Raw genomic sequence first — 12,569 nt, 5'->3', positions numbered from 1 at the left:
CATGAGGGGAAAGGCGATTAACACCATTCAACAGGCCGTGAAACCAAGAACGTTTTCAGTCAGGCCTTTGTTCTACGCCAGCGTACTTAGCGCTGGCGTATTGTTGTGCGCCTTTTCCGCCCACGCGGATGACCGTGATCAACTCAAATCTATTCAGGCCGATATCGCCGCGAAAGAACGCGACGTACGCCAGCAGCAGCAGCAGCGCGCCAGCCTCCTGGCACAACTGAAAGCCCAGGAAGAGGCCATCTCGGCCGCAGCGCGTAAGCTGCGCGAAACGCAAAGCACTCTGGATCAGTTAAACGCGCAAATTGATGAGATGAACGCCTCAATTGCCAAACTGGAGCAGCAAAAAGCCAGCCAGGAGCGTAATCTCGCCGCACAGTTGGACGCCGCTTTCCGCCAGGGCGAACACACCGGCATTCAGCTTATTCTTAGCGGAGAAGAGAGCCAGCGTGGGCAACGCCTGCAGGCCTACTTCGGCTATCTGAACCAGGCGCGCCAGGAGACTATCGCCGAACTGAAGCAGACTCGCGAACAGGTCGCCACGCAAAAAGCCGAGCTGGAAGAGAAGCAAAGCCAACAACAAACGTTGCTGTATGAGCAGCGCGCCCAACAGGCGAAGCTGGAGCAGGCGCGTAATGAACGTAAGAAAACGCTTGCCGGACTGGAGTCGTCTATTCAGCAAGGCCAGCAACAGTTAAGCGAACTGCGCGCCAACGAATCACGCCTACGCAACAGTATCGCGCGGGCGGAAGCGGCGGCCAAAGCGCGAGCGGAGCGTGAAGCCCGCGAAGCGCAGGCGGTACGCGATAAGCAGCAGGAAGCCTCGCGTAAAGGCAGCACCTATAAGCCGACGGAAAGCAAGCGTTCGCTAATGTCCCGCACCGGCGGTCTGGGCGCGCCACGCGGTCAGGCATACTGGCCGGTACGCGGCCCGATATTACATCGCTATGGCGAACGGCTGCAGGGTGAGCTACGTTGGAAGGGGATGGTGATCGGCGCGTCGGAAGGCACCGAGGTCAAAGCCATCGCCGACGGCAGGGTGATTCTGGCGGACTGGCTGCAAGGCTATGGCCTGGTGGTGGTCGTGGAGCATGGTAAAGGTGATATGAGCCTTTACGGCTATAACCAGAGCGCGCTGGTCAGCGTAGGCGCGCAGGTGCGCGCCGGACAACCTATCGCCCTTGTGGGCAGTAGCGGCGGTCAGGGCAGACCCTCGCTTTATTTCGAAATTCGTCGCCAGGGTCAGGCCGTCAATCCACAGCCGTGGTTGGGAAGATAAGTTTTGCCTCAGTTTCGTCGCTCCATTCTCACGCTGGCCACTTTGCTGGCGTTTGCACATCCCGTTTTCGCTGGCAAGCTCGCCATCGTGATTGATGATTTTGGCTATCGCCCGCACACGGAAAACCAGGTTCTGGCGCTGCCGCCAAACATTTCCGTCGCCGTACTGCCCAACGCGCCGCACGCGCGCGAAATGGCAACTAAAGCCCACAATAGCGGGCATGAGGTGTTAATCCATCTGCCGATGGCGCCGCTAAGCAAACAGCCGCTGGAGAAGGATACGCTGCGACCAGATATGAGCAGCGATAAGATCGAGCGCATTATCCGCGAGGCGGTAAACAACGTGCCGTATGCCGTCGGGCTTAATAACCACATGGGCAGCGCAATGACTTCCAGCCTGTTCGGTATGCAAAAAGTTATGCAGGCGCTGGAACATTACAATCTCTATTTTCTCGACAGCATGACGATTGGCAATAGCCAGGCGATGCGCGCGGCATCCGGTACGGGTGTGAAAGTGATCAAGCGCAAAGTGTTCCTCGACGATACGCAAAACGAGACGGATATCCGTCGTCAGTTTAATCGCGCTATCGAACTGGCCCGTCGCAACGGTTCCGCTATCGCGATTGGTCATCCGCATCCCGCAACGGTGCGCGTGCTGCAACAGATGGTTTATCGCCTGCCGGCGGATATCACCCTGGTACGTCCAGGCAGCCTGCTCAACGAACCGCAGGTAGATACGTCCCGACCTGGTGTGACGCCGCAGAAAATTGACGCACCGCGCAATCCCTTCCGCGGCGTGAAGATGTGCAAGCCGAAAAAACCGCTGCAACCGGTCTACGCTACGCGCTTTTTCAGCGTCATCGGCGAGAGCATTACGCAAAGTTCCGTGGTTACCTGGTTTCAGCACCAGTGGCAAGGCTGGGGGAAAATCGCCGCGCCTAAAAACGTGAGCGCTAAGACAGATTGAGCGCCTTACGGGCCATACGACGGTGCGACAAGGTTTTGTCGCGCCATTGCCACAGCCGGAAGGACCAGAGCAGCGTCTGATAAGCTGCTTTCGCGCTGCGGACGTTAGCCATCATCCGTCTATACATGCCAGAAGTAAAAATTTCGGCAATCATACGCTGGCGGGTCAAAATATCAGGCTCTTTACGTACCGCATGACAAACGCGTAACGCTTCCCAGGTAATTTGCTGGCGAAATTCCGGGTAAATCGGAATACGACGGGCATAATCACGATTGAGCTTTTCTAATAATCGCGTAATTTTAATATAATGCCGCTGATAATTAAGATTTTTATTGCCTTGTCTTTGCAAACGGCTTACCGAATTATCATGCAGGAAATATTTATATAATGATTGTTCGGTATAACGTACGCGCGTGGCATTAAACATAACTTCCGTCGACCATAATATGTCCTGATGATGTAGTCCGGGAACGAAAGTAATATTGTTATCGGTAATTAACGCACGTCGATAAACGCCCATCCAGACAACATGCGTCCAGCGCCGCGAGGCCAACGCCATACGCAACCAATCCGGTCCGCTTAATACCCCGGTGGAACGCAGACGATCGGTCGGAATAGATTGCCAGGCGTGCCCGGTTTTTCGGACGCACCAGTCCGCATTACACTGCGCAACGTCCAGATCATCGTTAAGCGCCATAGTCATCAGCGTTTCATACATCTTCGGGTAGACCTGGTCATCCGCATCGACAAAGGCGACATAATCGCCGGTCGCCGCTTGCAGGCCAAGATTACGGGCGACAGATGCGCCAGCATTGGCCTGATGAAGCAGTCGAACATGTGGGTAATGTTCCGCGTAATGTTTTGCTATCTCAACGGAATGATCCGTCGATCCATCATTCACAATAATAATTTCCAGCGCCGACCACGTTTGCGCGATTAACGACGCCATGCAAGCATTAAAATCCGCTCCCGCATTATATAACGGGACAATGATACTCACTTTGGTTTTACTATTTTTCATAACGATTACCAGAAAAACCTTAATTTACCCTGCCTTTATACTGTGGCTCTATTAAGAAACTATTAAGCCGCCATAATTAATTTTTACAGTAAAAAGCAAGCACAAAACTCAGAGTAGAGCGTGACGTTAGCGAGTAAAATAAGAGTAAAGCGCAATTACGAATGCTTGATGTCTATGACAATTCTTTACGGCTTTCCAGATTTTCCCTAACAAAAAAGGTTGGCGAATGACACCAACCTTTTACGATGAAACGTATATCAGACCCGATAAAATTATCGGGTCTCTATACCCTTCATACTTCAAGTTGCTTATGTGTTGGCTACGGATTACTCGGCCCATCCATGGGCCTCGCCCTGACGGGCCGTCGCAAGCGACGTTCAAATCTGCTCCCGGCAGATTTGTCGTTCACCCCAGTCATATAGTTATCTATGCTCCTGGGGACTCACTCCCTTGCCGCCTTTAAGCAACTCGAATTATTTTGGGTATATACATATTAATCCCAGCTCAGAATAACTTTTCCTGACTGGCCTGAACGCATGGCATCAAAACCTTTCTGGAAATCATCAATAGAGAAACGATGGGTGATAATCGGTGACAGATCCAGACCGGACTGGATCAGCGCCGCCATTTTGTACCACGTTTCGAACATCTCACGACCATAAATACCTTTAATGAACAAGCCCTTAAAGATGACTTTTGTCCAGTCGATAGACATATCTGATGGCGGAATCCCCAGCATCGCAATACGACCGCCGTGATTCATGGTGTCCAGCATGGTACGAAACGCCGGCGGCGCGCCGGACATCTCCAGACCCACATCGAACCCTTCGGTCATTCCCAGCTCCGCCATGACGTCGTTCAGGCTCTCTTTCGCGACGTTGACCGCGCGGGTGACGCCCATTTTGCGCGCCAGCTCCAGACGGTATTCATTGACGTCAGTAATCACCACATGACGCGCGCCAACATGTTTCGCCACCGCGGCGGCCATTACGCCGATTGGCCCCGCCCCCGATACCAGTACATCTTCGCCGACCAGATCGAAAGACAGCGCCGTATGCACCGCATTACCAAACGGGTCGAAAATAGAGGCTAAATCATCAGAAATGTTATCCGGGATTTTAAACGCATTGAACGCCGGGATGACCAGGTATTCCGCAAAGCAGCCGGGACGGTTGACGCCCACGCCGGTGGTGTTGCGACACAGGTGAGTGCGACCGCCGCGGCAGTTGCGGCAATGACCGCAGGTGATGTGACCTTCGCCGGAGACGCGATCGCCGATTTTAAAGCCTTTCACTTCCTGACCGATGCCGACCACTTCGCCGACATATTCATGCCCCACGACCATCGGAACCGGGATGGTTTTTTGCGACCAGTCATCCCAGTTATAGATGTGAACGTCAGTACCGCAGATGGCTGTTTTACGGATTTTAATCAGCAAATCGTTATGGCCGACTTCCGGTTCCGGAACGTCGGTCATCCAGATGCCCTCTTCCGCTTTCAGTTTGGATAACGCTTTCATCTTACATCCTCAGGCAATCACGCCCAGTTGTTTACCAATACGCGTGAACGCGTCTACCGCACGCGTAATTTGCTCAGGCGTATGCGCCGCAGACATCTGGGTACGAATACGCGCCTGACCTTTTGGTACGACCGGATAGAAGAAACCGGTAACGTAAATGCCCTCTTTTTGCAGTTCGCGGGCAAATTTCTGCGCGACAACCGCATCTCCCAGCATTACCGGGATGATGGCGTGATCCGCGCCTGCCAGCGTAAATCCCGCGGCAGACATCTGCTCACGGAACTGCCGGGCGTTCGCCCACAAGCGATCGCGCAGTTCTGCGCCCGCTTCCACCATCTCCAACACTTTAATAGAAGCCGCCACGATTGCCGGCGCCAGGGAGTTGGAGAACAGATATGGGCGGGAACGCTGACGCAACCACTCAACGACCTCTTTACGCGCCGCGGTATAACCGCCGGATGCGCCGCCTAACGCTTTGCCCAGCGTACCGGTAATAATATCTACGCGGCCCATTACGTCGCAGTATTCATGGGAACCGCGACCGTTTTCGCCGACAAAGCCTACCGCGTGAGAATCATCAACCATCACCAGCGCATCGTATTTATCGGCCAGATCACAGACGCCTTTCAGATTGGCGATGACGCCATCCATTGAGAACACCCCGTCGGTGGCGATCAGGACATGACGCGCGCCGGCCTCACGCGCCTCTTTCAGCCGCGCTTCCAGCTCTGCCATATCGTTGTTGGCATAGCGATAGCGCTTCGCTTTACACAAACGCACGCCGTCAATGATAGACGCGTGGTTCAGCGCGTCGGAAATAATAGCGTCTTCCGCGCCCAGCAACGTCTCAAACAAGCCGCCGTTAGCGTCGAAACAGGAGGAATACAGAATCGCATCTTCCATGCCGAGGAAGCTTGCCAGCTTTTGCTCCAGCGCTTTGTGGCTATCCTGGGTGCCGCAGATAAAACGCACGGACGCCATACCGAAACCGTGGCTGTCCATACCCGCTTTTGCGGCATTAATCAGCTCAGGGTGATTCGCCAGCCCGAGGTAGTTATTGGCGCAAAAGTTAATAACGTGGCCTCCATCCGCCACGGTGATATCCGCCTGCTGCGCAGATGTAATAATGCGCTCTTCTTTAAACAATCCTTCCACCCGGGCGGTTTCCAGATCGTTGGTTAACTGTTTGTAAAAATCCCCACGCATTGCGATTCTCCAGACTGGGCAAATTTCAGCACATATTACCCAAAGCGATACGTTGATACGAGATGACGCGTCATCACTTCTTTAAAATGCAGCATAAATCACGCGTATCCTCACGGGTTATCAGTGAATGGATGAATAGTGTTATGATAAGAGCATTCATGTCTGAGACAGTCTCTGACACCATAATTCAAAGGTTACAGTTATGATCATCGTTACCGGCGGCGCGGGCTTTATCGGCAGCAATATCGTTAAGGCCCTGAATGATAAAGGTATCACCGATATTCTGGTGGTGGATAACCTGAAAGACGGCACCAAGTTTGTAAACCTGGTGGATCTGAACATTGCTGACTATATGGATAAGGAAGATTTCCTGATCCAGATTATGTCCGGAGAAGAGCTCGGCGATATCGAAGCTATTTTCCATGAAGGCGCCTGCTCTTCCACCACCGAGTGGGACGGCAAGTATATGATGGATAATAACTATCAATACTCCAAAGAGCTGCTGCACTATTGTCTTGAGCGCGAAATCCCGTTCCTCTATGCCTCTTCTGCCGCCACCTATGGCGGTCGCACGTCTGATTTCATCGAATCGCGCGAATACGAAAAACCGCTTAACGTTTACGGCTATTCTAAATTCCTGTTTGATGAATATGTGCGCCAGATCCTGCCAGAAGCGAACTCGCAGATTGTCGGTTTCCGCTATTTCAACGTCTATGGACCACGTGAAGGCCATAAAGGCAGCATGGCAAGCGTGGCATTTCATCTGAATACACAGTTAAACAACGGCGAAAGCCCGAAACTGTTTGAAGGCAGCGAAAACTTCAAGCGCGACTTCGTTTACGTGGGCGATGTGGCCGCCGTTAACCTGTGGTTCCTGGAAAGCGGTAAGTCCGGCATCTTTAACCTGGGCACAGGCCGTGCGGAATCTTTCCAGGCCGTCGCCGACGCGACGCTGGCATACCATAAAAAAGGCAGCATTGAATACATTCCGTTCCCGGATAAGCTGAAAGGCCGCTATCAGGCGTTTACGCAGGCGGATTTAACCAATCTACGCAACGCGGGCTACGACAAACCCTTTAAGACCGTCGCCGAAGGCGTCACGGAGTATATGGCCTGGCTGAACCGCGACGCGTAAGTATGAAAATTTTGGTCATTGGCCCGTCCTGGGTGGGCGACATGATGATGTCGCAAAGTCTCTATCGCACGCTTAAAGCGCGCTATCCCCAGGCGATAATCGACGTGATGGCGCCAGCCTGGTGCCGTCCGTTGTTATCGCGTATGCCGGAAGTTAACGAGGCGATACCCATGCCGCTGGGCCACGGCGCGCTGGAAATCGGCGAGCGCCGCAGATTGGGCCATAGCCTGCGAGAGAAGCGCTACGATCGCGCCTGGGTGTTGCCAAATTCGTTTAAATCGGCGCTGATTCCTTTCTTTGCCAATATCCCGCACCGTACCGGCTGGCGCGGCGAAATGCGCTATGGCCTGCTGAACGATGCGCGCGTCCTTGATAAGGACGCCTGGCCGCTGATGGTGGAGCGCTACGTGGCGCTGGCTTATGACAAGGGCGTGATGCGCACGGCGAAAGATCTGCCGCAGCCGCTACTCTGGCCGCAGCTCCAGGTTAGCGAGGGTGAAAAGTCGCTGATGTGCAGCGACTTTTCACTATCTTCTGAACGTCCTCTGATCGGCTTTTGCCCCGGCGCGGAATTTGGCCCGGCAAAACGTTGGCCGCACTATCACTACGCCGAACTGGCAAAGCAGCTCATTAACGAAGGGTATCAGGTCGTACTGTTTGGCTCGGCAAAAGACCATGAAGCCGGAAATGAGATCCTGGCAGCGCTGAATAGCGAGCAGCAGGCATGGTGTCGCAACCTGGCGGGGGAAACCCAGCTGGAACAGGCCGTCATTCTGATAGCCGCCTGTAAAGCCATCGTCACCAACGATTCCGGGCTGATGCACGTCGCGGCGGCGCTCGACCGCCCGCTGGTCGCCTTGTATGGCCCAAGTAGCCCGGATTTCACGCCACCGCTGTCTCATAAGGCCCGGGTGATTCGTCTCATTACGGGTTATCACAAAGTGCGTAAAGGCGATACGGCGCAAGGCTATCACCAGAGCCTGATCGATATCACGCCGCAGCGGGTTCTGGAAGAGCTTCATTCGCTGTTGTCGGAAGAGGGCGTTTAATGCGGGTTTTGATCGTTAAAACATCATCGATGGGCGACGTATTACATACCCTGCCTGCGCTTACCGACGCGCAACAGGCTATTCCAGGGATTCAATTTGACTGGGTTGTCGAAGAAGGGTTTGCGCAAATTCCGTCCTGGCACAGTGCTGTCGATCGCGTGATTCCCGTCGCTATTCGCCGTTGGCGCAAAGCCTGGTTTTCCGCGCCCATTAAAGCGGAACGCACAGCCTTTCATCGGGCGGTATGCGCATACCAATACGACGCTGTGATTGATGCGCAGGGGCTGGTGAAAAGCGCGGCGCTGGTGACGCGTCTGGCGCATGGGATAAAGCACGGTATGGACTGGAGTACTGCCCGCGAACCGCTGGCCAGCCTGTTTTATAACCGTAAACACCATATCGCAAAGCAACAACATGCGGTTGAGCGGACGCGCGAGCTGTTCGCCAAAAGCCTGGGATACGATAAACCGCAGTCGCAGGGCGATTATGCCATCGCAAAACATTTTCTGCATTGCCAGCAGGCGGTCAGCGATCCATATGCGGTATTTTTACATGCCACGACCCGCGATGATAAACACTGGCCGGAAGCAAACTGGCGCGAGCTTATCGGTATGGTGGGCAACACCGGATTACGGATAAAACTTCCCTGGGGCGCACCTCATGAGGAGGCCCGTGCTAAACGACTGGCCGAAGGCTTTGACTATGTGGATGTGTTACCGCGCATGAGCCTGGAGGAGGTCGCCAGAGTGCTGGCTGGCGCAAAATTTGTCGTATCGGTTGATACCGGCCTGAGCCATCTCACCGCCGCGCTCGACAGACCGAATATTACGCTATATGGCCCAACGGACCCTGGGTTAATTGGAGGTTATGGGAAGAACCAAATGGCATGCTGCTCACCAGAAAAAAACCTGGCGAATTTAGATGCCACAAGCGTATTTGGAAAGATTCATTAAAGAGACACTGTCTCATCCCAAACCTATTGTGGAGAAAAGATGCTAACCACATCATTAACGTTAAATAAAGAGAAATGGAAACCGATCTGGAATAAAGCGCTGGTTTTTCTTTTTGTTGCCACGTATTTTCTGGATGGTATTACGCGTTATAAACATTTGATAATCATACTTATGGTTATCACCGCGATTTATCAGGTCTCACGCTCACCGAAAAGTTTCCCCCCTCTTTTCAAAAATAGCGTATTTTATAGCGTAGCAGTATTATCATTAATCCTTGTTTATTCCATACTCATATCGCCAGATATGAAAGAAAGCTTCAAGGAATTTGAAAATACGGTACTGGAGGGTTTCTTATTATATACTTTATTAATTCCCGTACTATTAAAAGATGAAACAAAAGAAACGGTTGCGAAAATAGTACTTTTCTCCTTTTTAACAAGTTTAGGACTTCGCTGCCTTGCAGAGAGTATTCTGTATATCGAGGACTATAATAAAGGGATTATGCCATTCATAAGCTATGCGCATCGACATATGTCCGATTCCATGGTTTTCTTATTTCCAGCATTATTGAATATTTGGCTGTTTAGAAAAAATGCAATTAAGTTGGTTTTTTTGGTGCTTAGCGCCATCTACCTTTTCTTTATCCTGGGAACCCTATCGCGAGGGGCATGGTTGGCGGTGCTTATAGTAGGTGTTCTGTGGGCAATACTGAACCGCCAACGGAAGTTAATAGGAGTTGGTGCCATTTTATTAGCCATTATCGGCGCTTTGGTTATCACTCAACATAATAACAAACCAGACCCAGAACATTTACTGTATAAATTACAGCAGACAGATAGCTCATATCGTTATACTAACGGAACGCAGGGCACCGCGTGGATACTGATTCAGGAAAACCCGATCAAGGGCTACGGCTATGGTAATGATGTGTATGATAGTGTTTATAATAAACGCGTTGTCGATTATCCAACGTGGACCTTTAAAGAATCTATCGGTCCGCATAATACCATTCTGTACATCTGGTTTAGTGCAGGCATATTAGGTCTGGCGAGCCTGGCCTATTTATATGGCGCTATCATCAGGGAAACAGCCAGCTCTACCTTCAGGAAAGTAGAGATAAGCCCCTACAATGCTCATCTCTTGCTATTTTTATCTTTCGTCGGTTTTTATATCGTTCGTGGCAATTTTGAACAGGTCGATATTGCTCAAATTGGTATCATTACTGGTTTTCTGCTGGCGCTAAGAAATAGATAAAAAAACGCGCTGATACTTATTACGGTATCAGCGCGTTTTTCATCATCAGAACTCAATCACTTATCAAACCAGCTTTTCATTTGTTCCTCGAAACGCTGCGCTACATTTTCCCAACTGTATTTTGAAAACACCAGGGATTTTGCTTTTTCGGCAATCTGGTGGCGTTCCTTATCAGCAAGCGCACGGTTAATATCATTAATTATACTGTCGCTCGACATAGGCTCTGCGAGGTGATAGCCCGTTATGCCATCTAACACAAATTCGCTAATCCCCCCTTTTTTGCTGGCAAGAACCGCTTTTCCTGCTGCCATCGCTTCTACAGCCACCATGCAAAATGCTTCTTCAACCTGAGATGGCACAATAACCAGATCGGCTATATGATAGAAGTTATGCATCTGGTCAGGAGATTGCCCCCCAGCCATAATACAATCAGCTCCAATCTCTTTTGCGGCGTCCAGTACTTTCTTTTGATACTCTGCTTTTTCACCCTTGCGGCTTGCATAAGGGTCGCCAACAACGACAAGTTTAATATTACTTCTTAAGGTACGTAATTGTTTGAACGCCTGCAAAAGCAACAGGATGCCTTTATCAGGCGAAATTCTCCCGGCATATAAGAGAACGGTGGCATCTTCCGCAATATTTAATTGCTGACGAAGATTATCTTGTGGGTTTCTTTTATAAGTCTCAGCACAAAAACCATTAGGCACAATACTAACAGCAGCGGCGGGCAATCTTTCTTCATAAAACGCTTTAAGAAACTGACTGGGCACGATAATTTTTGCATCGTTATCAGGAAGTTCTGGTTCAAATGCGTTATGCATGTGCATAACCAGTTTTGCATTCGGATTGCGCTCTCTGATCTGCCGATACAGTTTCATACTATTATGAATAACAATGACGCTATCTTTCTGGGTAGTCACTTTATCTCTAATATTAAGGACGCGCTGGGAATAGGGTAGTGGGTCGAGACGAGTCCATTTCTGAAAAAGACGCTTATAAACTTTACTAAACCCAATGTAATGAATATCACAGTTATCGTTTATTTTATTATATTCAGGATAGCCAGCATTCTTTATACAAGCAATAGTACTCGGTATTGATAGTCGTTTTGCAACCTGGTAAATCCAGGTTTCTACCGCAGCCGCACCACGAGGAGGAATTGAAAATATAGGAGTAACAGTAAATATGATTTTTTTAATCATAATAGCTATAATCCAGAATAGTTAACTTTATAGAAAAAGAAATGTTATAGAAAAAGAAATGCGTGCCGAAGCAACGCAAAATAATGATTTATCTAGTGTCTAGACAATTTTATCGTAATATATTTCATCCTCAAGTTCCGAGGCTGTAATATATGGAATAATATCGTAATGAATTGCAGTATCATCTGATAAATTAAAGATATTTAAATCACTCACATTTTTTCTCATAAAAGTAAAAAATGGCAGTATTTTAAACAGGTCTTTACTAAGCTCAGATGGCATAGGGCTGGTAGATTCGTCATAGAAACGTGAGCAACTCCCTGTTAAGTCAAGCCCAGAACATATAATACGGCCATACTTGAGGGAATAGGCAACCTGAATAGCGGTATAAGCAATAGTATGGCAAGAGCAATACCCGATGCTGATATCCTTGCAAAATCCAGCCAGTCGCCCTCTTTTCGAAAGGGGAACTGAAATAAGTAATGCTTTATGAACCCGCTTGAGGATATTAAATTTAATTTTCTTTAAAAAGCCCCCTTTTTCTCGGCGATAAAAGGAGCGAATAATTAAACAGTTTTCTTCAATATATTTTTGATCATCCACTGAAGCCTGTTCGTACACATCAAGATTGACGATAGTAAACTGACTGTTACGGCTAAAGTTATAAAAATCTTCGCGCCGACGATGGAGGAAGCGAACATCCGTCAGAAGGTACAAAAATGGCTTGACGTTATTGTTTAGCAAATATTGAACAGAACCATTGACTGCAATGACATCTTTCATTCGTAACAAGGACAGCGGCGTCTTTCTGGACGTAGGACCAGAAAGAAAAATAATACAATCTTCAGCCGTTCTTTTCGCAATAAGTTGCAGAACATCGGCGTGAGTTATGAAGTTAACGCTGCCCATAAAAAACTCGTATGTTTATCATGCAACCTATAAATAAATGTTATATTCAATAACTAATATTACATCTCAA

At 49.8% G+C, this 12,569-nt stretch carries 11 protein-coding genes; 6 read left to right on the top strand and 5 right to left on the bottom strand.

Annotated elements, in window-relative coordinates:
- Positions 1–25 precede the first annotated feature (25 nt).
- Positions 26–1,285, top strand: a complete 1,260-nt coding sequence (gene envC, locus ACFK9X_RS00700; protein WP_234839975.1) for a murein hydrolase activator EnvC — start codon at positions 26–28, stop codon at positions 1,283–1,285.
- A 3-nt stretch (positions 1,286–1,288) separates the two neighbouring features.
- Positions 1,289–2,251 (top strand): divergent polysaccharide deacetylase family protein, encoded by a 963-nt coding sequence (locus ACFK9X_RS00695; RefSeq protein ID WP_151115228.1) that lies wholly within the window; start codon positions 1,289–1,291, stop codon positions 2,249–2,251.
- On the opposite strand, the gene ACFK9X_RS00690 is transcribed toward ACFK9X_RS00695, so the two are convergent.
- From ACFK9X_RS00690 to kbl, 3 genes are all read right to left on the bottom strand, one after another.
- The gene (locus ACFK9X_RS00690) at positions 2,238–3,272 is read right to left on the bottom strand and encodes a glycosyltransferase (RefSeq protein WP_000798206.1); all 1,035 of its coding nucleotides are present in this window, start codon (positions 3,270–3,272) and stop codon (positions 2,238–2,240) included. The genes ACFK9X_RS00695 and ACFK9X_RS00690 overlap by 14 nt on opposite strands.
- Before the next feature lie 493 nt (positions 3,273–3,765).
- A complete protein-coding gene (gene tdh / locus ACFK9X_RS00685; RefSeq protein WP_000645990.1) occupies positions 3,766–4,791 on the bottom strand; it encodes an L-threonine 3-dehydrogenase in 1,026 nt (341 codons plus the stop codon).
- A 9-nt stretch (positions 4,792–4,800) separates the two neighbouring features.
- Positions 4,801–5,997, bottom strand: coding sequence for a glycine C-acetyltransferase (gene kbl, locus ACFK9X_RS00680; RefSeq protein ID WP_151115226.1), 1,197 nt, complete (start codon positions 5,995–5,997; stop codon positions 4,801–4,803).
- A gap of 202 nt (positions 5,998–6,199) precedes the next feature.
- On the opposite strand from kbl, the gene rfaD reads away from it, so the two are divergent.
- The 4 genes from rfaD to rfaL are packed head-to-tail and all read left to right on the top strand — an operon-like array spanning position 6,200 to position 10,388.
- Entirely contained in the window at positions 6,200–7,132 is a 933-nt protein-coding gene (rfaD, locus tag ACFK9X_RS00675; RefSeq protein WP_000587771.1) for an ADP-glyceromanno-heptose 6-epimerase, read from the top strand.
- A gap of 2 nt (positions 7,133–7,134) precedes the next feature.
- Positions 7,135–8,181: an ADP-heptose--LPS heptosyltransferase RfaF gene (rfaF, locus tag ACFK9X_RS00670; protein ID WP_000699196.1), complete on the top strand. Its 1,047-nt coding sequence runs from the start codon at positions 7,135–7,137 to the stop codon at positions 8,179–8,181.
- Positions 8,181–9,134: a lipopolysaccharide heptosyltransferase RfaC gene (gene rfaC, locus ACFK9X_RS00665; protein ID WP_001264616.1), complete on the top strand. Its 954-nt coding sequence runs from the start codon at positions 8,181–8,183 to the stop codon at positions 9,132–9,134. Before rfaF ends, rfaC begins: the two co-directional genes overlap by 1 nt.
- Positions 9,135–9,173: 39 nt before the next feature.
- Positions 9,174–10,388 (top strand): O-antigen ligase RfaL, encoded by a 1,215-nt coding sequence (gene rfaL, locus ACFK9X_RS00660; RefSeq protein ID WP_151115224.1) that lies wholly within the window; start codon positions 9,174–9,176, stop codon positions 10,386–10,388.
- Between the two features lie 56 nt (positions 10,389–10,444).
- On the opposite strand, the gene ACFK9X_RS00655 is transcribed toward rfaL, so the two are convergent.
- Positions 10,445–11,590: a lipopolysaccharide N-acetylglucosaminyltransferase gene (locus ACFK9X_RS00655; protein WP_000591837.1), complete on the bottom strand. Its 1,146-nt coding sequence runs from the start codon at positions 11,588–11,590 to the stop codon at positions 10,445–10,447.
- Between the two features lie 99 nt (positions 11,591–11,689).
- A complete protein-coding gene (gene waaZ / locus ACFK9X_RS00650; protein WP_001522045.1) occupies positions 11,690–12,499 on the bottom strand; it encodes a 3-deoxy-D-manno-oct-2-ulosonate III transferase WaaZ in 810 nt (269 codons plus the stop codon).
- Positions 12,500–12,569 lie beyond the last annotated feature (70 nt).

The organism is Salmonella sp. WC3, from assembly GCF_042932255.1.
In the GTDB taxonomy this organism is placed as follows: domain Bacteria; phylum Pseudomonadota; class Gammaproteobacteria; order Enterobacterales; family Enterobacteriaceae; genus Salmonella; species Salmonella enterica.
The sequence above is the reverse complement of the archived record's forward strand: the minus strand, read 5'-3'. Positions and strand labels throughout refer to the sequence as shown.

Excerpts from the sequence above, each read along its gene's own strand:
- ACFK9X_RS00690 (WP_000798206.1), bottom strand. The coding sequence starts at position 3,272 with ATGAAAAATAGTAAAACCAAAGTGAGTATCATTGTCCCGTTATATAAT.
- tdh (WP_000645990.1), bottom strand. The coding sequence starts at position 4,791 with ATGAAAGCGTTATCCAAACTGAAAGCGGAAGAGGGCATCTGGATGACC.
- kbl (WP_151115226.1), bottom strand. The coding sequence starts at position 5,997 with ATGCGTGGGGATTTTTACAAACAGTTAACCAACGATCTGGAAACCGCC.
- rfaD (WP_000587771.1), top strand. The coding sequence starts at position 6,200 with ATGATCATCGTTACCGGCGGCGCGGGCTTTATCGGCAGCAATATCGTT.
- rfaF (WP_000699196.1), top strand. The coding sequence starts at position 7,135 with ATGAAAATTTTGGTCATTGGCCCGTCCTGGGTGGGCGACATGATGATG.
- rfaC (WP_001264616.1), top strand. The coding sequence starts at position 8,181 with ATGCGGGTTTTGATCGTTAAAACATCATCGATGGGCGACGTATTACAT.
- rfaL (WP_151115224.1), top strand. The coding sequence starts at position 9,174 with ATGCTAACCACATCATTAACGTTAAATAAAGAGAAATGGAAACCGATC.
- ACFK9X_RS00655 (WP_000591837.1), bottom strand. The coding sequence starts at position 11,590 with ATGATTAAAAAAATCATATTTACTGTTACTCCTATATTTTCAATTCCT.
- waaZ (WP_001522045.1), bottom strand. The coding sequence starts at position 12,499 with ATGGGCAGCGTTAACTTCATAACTCACGCCGATGTTCTGCAACTTATT.